Genomic DNA, 5,514 nt, shown 5'->3' with positions numbered 1-5,514 from the left:
AGTGGCACGTAACCGCCGCCCGCCTTGAGGATCGCCAACAAGCCGATGACCATCTCCACGCCGCGTTCTACACAAATGCCTACCCGCGAATCCGGCTGAACGCCCTGCTTGCGCAAGGCATGGGCCAGGCGGTTGGCCTGCTCGTTAAGCTCGCGATACGTCAGGCGCTGTTCGCCGTGGACGACCGCAAGAGCCTGCGGCGTAAGCTCGACCTGTGCTTCAAACAGCCCGTGAATGGTCTGCTGCTGCGGGTAATCCAGCGCGGTGTCATTGAAATCCACCAGCAAATGATCACGCTCGACAGCTGGCAGAATCGACAGACTTTGCAACGACGCTTGTGGCATTAACTCAAGCGCGTCCACCAGTTGTTCCAGCGCCGTGTGCATGTAGCCACACACACGCTGCGCACCGACCGTGCTCGCCGCCAGCGCGGTCAGTTTGAAGCCGTCACCAAGGTCATCGACGTTCAAGGTCAATGGATAGTTGGTGCGTTCTTCACTGTTCAGGGCTTGAATACCCTGCCAGGCCTTGGCAGTTTGTTCTGCAGCGCTGCCCACCGCGCTGTGGCGGTAATTGAGCAGTGCGCTGAACAGTGGCGTTGGTGCGGCTACACCGCTGCACCGCTGGGCCAACGCCAGTGAGGCATGTTCGTGAGCGAGCAATGCGGTAAGTTGCGCGTGTGTTGCCTTGACCCCGGCGCGTACCCCTTGCCCGCCTACGGCGACCCGCAGCGGCAAGGTATTGATGAACATTCCCAGCGCCCTGTCAGCGCCCTCGCCGGCCTGCATACGGCCCAGCAGTACAGTACCGAACACCACATCGCGACGATCGGAAACCTTGCCCAGCACCTGTGCCCACGCCAGATGCACCAGACTCGCGGCACTCACACCCTGTTGTCGGGCCTGAGCACGCAGTCGCAGGTTCAACTGGCTGTCCACGACAAGAGCGGCTTCTTCGATATCACGGCCATCGCCCTGCACATCCTGCAGGCCGAAAGGCAGCGTCGGTTCGTCGATATCGCCCAGCATGTCGCGGAAAAACACTTCATGATCCGCCTGGCTGACCCCCAGACGCGCCTGAGCCAGGTAATTGCGATAGGGCACCGGCGCCGACAAGGATTCTGCCTCGCCCAACAGCCAGGCCTGCATTTCATGCTGCACCACTTCCATGGCCATATGGTCCAGGGCCATATGGTGGAACAGCAGCATCGCGATAATTCGCTGGTTGAGCGGGTCCTCGGCATGGACCAAGCGCATCAGTGGCGCTTGAGTCATATCGAGGCAGTAGTGACGCGGATCGAAGCGGCTATGCAGTTGCGCGCCAATCTCACCGTCAGCCGGGTCAAGTTCAAGCCCCTCAAGGTGCAATTTCGCTTCACGCCAGACCACCTGCACGGGTGAGTCCAGACCGTCCCAGACCACACCGGTACGCAGAATGTCATGCCGGTCGATAACCATCTGCAAGGCTTGAACGAAGGCGTCCAGGCGCTCGCGGTCATCAAAGGCAAACTGGCTCTGCAGCACATAGGGGTCGCCCTGCTCGGCTGCCATGTGGTGATAGAGAATGCCTTCCTGCAACGGTGCCAGCGCGTAGATATCCTGAACATTTGCCACGCCGCCGGGTACGGTAGCGACCACCTGGTCGATCTGCACCTGGGTCAGATTCGCCAGTGGCAACAGCTCCGGGGTGATGCGCTCGCAGCCTTTGTCTATCAGGTTGGCCGGTACCTTGATGTCATGGCCTGCGCCGACGGCTGCGGCCAGTGCGGCCAGCGTGGGCTGGCTGAACAGCACGCGTACATCGGCGCTCAGGCCCGCCTGACGCATGCGTTCGATCAGGCTGACGGCCAGTAGCGAATGCCCGCCGAGCTCAAAGAAGTGATCGTGGCGGCCGACGCGTTCAACGTTGAGCAATTCGGACCACAAGCGCGCCAAGGTGATTTCCACTTCCCCCTCGGGTGCCTCGAATTCACGGCTGGCATAGGCGTCAGCGTCCGGTGCCGGCAAGGCCCGGCGATCCAGCTTGCCGTTGGCGGTCAGCGGGAAAGAATCCAGCACCATAAAGGCGCTTGGCACCATGTATTCGGCCAGAGAAGCCGCCAGTTCGCGGCGCAGTTCGACCGCTGACAAGGCGCTGTTGTCTTCGCCGACCACGTATGCCACCAGGCGCTTTTGCCCAGGTTCGTCCTGGCGGGCCAACACCACGGCCTCCCTGACGCCAGAGCATTCGACCAGACATGCTTCGATTTCACCCAGTTCGATACGGAAACCACGGATTTTCACCTGGTCATCGTTACGGCCCAGATACTCGATAACCCCGTCTGCGTTCCAGCGGCCGAGGTCACCCGTGCGGTACAACAGGGCTCCAGCGTCGTCGCTGAAAGGATTGTCGACAAACTGTGTGGCGTTCAGCTCAGGACGGTTCAGGTAACCCTTGGCCACGCCCTGCCCGCCGATATACAGCTCCCCGCCCACGCCCACGGCCACCGGTTGGCGCAGGGTATCGAGCACATAAACCTGGCTGTTGCCAATCGGGCGACCGACAGGAATACCGCCGGTGCCGACCGAGGTGATCTCATGGGTCGTGGAAAAGGTCGTCGCTTCGGTCGGGCCGTAGCCGTTGAGCAAGTGTCGCGGAGCGCCTTGTTTCAATACCCGGGCGATCACCGCCGGGTCCAGCACATCACCACCGACGATCAGGTAGCGCAATTTCGCGAAGGCCTCCATCAGGCCGTCGGCATACTGATGGAACAGGCCCGCGGTCATCCACAGCACGCTGACCGACTGGGACAACAGCAGCGCGCGGAGCTCGTCCAGAGACAGCAACACCGACTGCTCCACCACAACCACGCAGCCGCCATTGAGCAGTGGCGCCCAGACATCCAGGGTGCTGGCGTCGAACGCCGGGTTTGAGGCGAACGCCACACGATCCTGTGCATTGAAGTCAGCGTAACCGTTGTTGATGACGAGGCGGCTGACAGCACGGTGCGGCACCAATACGCCTTTGGGCATACCGGTGGAACCGGAGGTGTACATGATGTAGGCCACCGATTCGGCGGACGCTGATGATGCCGGGTTGTGCGCATCGCTTGGCAGTTGCAGCAGGTCGAGGTCAATCCGCTGGATGCCTTCAGGCAGGTCGTGGCGAGCCAGCGTCAACACCTGCCGCGCGCCGCAGTCTTGCAGCATGAATGCCTGACGCTCGGCGGGAGCGTTGATGTCCAGCGGCACGTATGCCGCCCCGCATTTGATAATCGCCAACTGACCGGCCAGCAGATCGAGGGAACGCTCCAGCAGCAATGCCACCCGCTCGCCCGGTTGCACGCCGAGGTCGACCAGGTGACGAGCCAGCGCGTTGGCGCGACCGTTCAATTCCCGGTAGGTCAGGCACTGGTCATTCTGTACAGCAGCAAGTGCATCAGGCTGCGCCGCCACTTGCTGTTCGAAAAGTTCCTGCAGGCTGCTGTTGCGTGGGTAGTCGCGTGCCGTGTCATTGAAGTCATGCAGCACTTGCTGGCGTTCGGCTGAAGAGAGGACTTGCAGACGCTGCAAAGGGGTTTGCGGCTGCTGCTCCAGCGCCTCTACCAGCGCGCCGAGTGCCGTCAACATATACTCGCCGATGCGCTGTGCACCGATCTGCGCCAGGGCCTGAACCGTCAGGCTGAAGCGCTGGCCCAGGTCGTCCACCGACAGAGTGATCGGGTAAGTGCTCTGCTCCTCGCTGCCCAGGCTCTGCAAGCCATTCCAGGCCTGGAGCGCTTCGGCCGAAGCCACCGATTCGCTGGCACTGTGACGGTAATTGAGCAGCGAATTGAACAACGGCGCCGGTGCGGCCACGCCGCTGCAACGCTGGGCCTGGGCCAGGGACGCATGTTCATGACCGAGCAAGGCAGTCAGTCGAGCGTGGGTGGTTCTGACCCCTTCACGCACCGCGTGCCCTTCCAGCTTGACCCGCAACGGCAAGGTGTTGATGAACATGCCCAGTGCCCGATCGGCACCGTCGCCGCCCTGCATCCGGCCCATCAGCACTGTGCCGAAAACCACATCCGATTTGCCCGACAGTGCACCCACCACCCGCGCCCAGGCGAGGTGATGCAGGCTCGCGGCACTGACCCCAAGCTGCCGGGCCTGTGTGCGCAGGCGCGCGCTCAACGCTTCATCGACGGGCAGGTGCACATCTTCGATCAGTTGCTCGCTGCCCAGCGTTTCGACCACGCCGAACGGCAGCGTCGGCTCGTCGATGTCGGCCAGCATCTCGCGGAAAAAACCTTCATGAGCATCAGCCCCGACACCCAGCCGAACCTGTGCCACGTAGTTGCGATACGGCACTGCTTCGGGCAAGGCATGGCCTTCGCCGAGCAGAAAGGCCTGCATCTCGTGTTTCACCAGCTCAAGCGCGGCGTGGTCAATGGCAATGTGGTGGAACAGCAGGATAGCGACCCAGCGAGCGTTGGCCGGATCTTCAGCACAGACCATGCGCATCAACGGGGCCTGGCGTAAATCGAGGCGGAACTGCCGGGAATCATAGCGTTCGTGCAACTGGGTTTCGATGTCGCCGTCAGCCACGTCCAGCGTCAGTTCATCCACGGCCAGCGCCGCATCGCGCAACACCACTTGCACCGGTTCGTCTAGGCCTTCCCAAACCATCGCCGTGCGCAGGATGTCATGGCGTTCGATCACCGCCTGCAGTGCCTGGGCGAAGTCGTCGAGACGTTCGCGGCTCTCGGCCCCGAACAACGCCCGCAATACATACGGGTCGCCCTGCCCGGCCGCCAGGTGATGATAGAGAATCCCTTCCTGCAGAGGCGCCAGCGGATAGATGTCCTGCACATTGCCAGCCCCGCCCGGTATCGCATCGACGATTCTGTCAATCGCCTCTTGGCTCAGATTGGCCAGCGGCAGCATGTCCGTGGTAATGCGAAACGCCGGACTGAGCCAGTCACCGCCCATTCGAGCTACGAGCGTCAGCAGTTCTGCCTTGTGCACGCTCAGGCTTTCAAGAGTGGCACTGTCCAGCCCCTCGTCGTCTCCGAGAATCACCAGATCATCTTCTTCCTGTTGAAGACGGATCGAGTGCGTGGAAAGAACTGCCATCAATTCGCTGAAGTGCATCGAATAACCTGCTGTTTTTCATTTCGGAGAGGGTTGACGACTCCGGGGCACGGTGTCGCAAACAGTGTTTCGCACGATAAATACGGAGGGGCTTCGAAACTCGAAGACAGAACGGGATCCGGGCGCAGGTATGATTGGAGCCGCAGCAATAAAGGGCTGCGATCCTATGACACACACGAAACTTCCCATTCGCCGTGCTTCCCACACGCCGCAAAAATTAGAGCATCCACAGGCGACTGTCTGTCGTGGGAAGCTGGGACAAGACTTGAGGGTGACGTCAACGCAGCGATGTGCGAGCGCTTGGCTGAACAAGCAGGGGGGATGTTGGGAAAACGTTGGGAAAGCGTTGCGAAGGGCTTCAGGGTGGAAGGCAACCACTCGACCGTTTGCAAACCGGTCGGGT

1 protein-coding gene is annotated in these 5,514 nt (G+C 61.5%); it reads right to left on the bottom strand.

Annotated elements, in window-relative coordinates:
- Window positions 1-5,111, bottom strand: a 5,111-nt coding sequence (locus AO388_RS22820) for a non-ribosomal peptide synthetase (protein ID WP_153004005.1), incomplete at its 3' end; no start/stop codon positions are given.
- Window positions 5,112-5,514 lie beyond the last annotated feature (403 nt).

The organism is Pseudomonas sp. ICMP 10191, from assembly GCF_001467335.1.
GTDB lineage: Bacteria > Pseudomonadota > Gammaproteobacteria > Pseudomonadales > Pseudomonadaceae > Aquipseudomonas > Aquipseudomonas cerasi.
The sequence above is the reverse complement of the archived record's forward strand: the minus strand, read 5'-3'. Positions and strand labels throughout refer to the sequence as shown.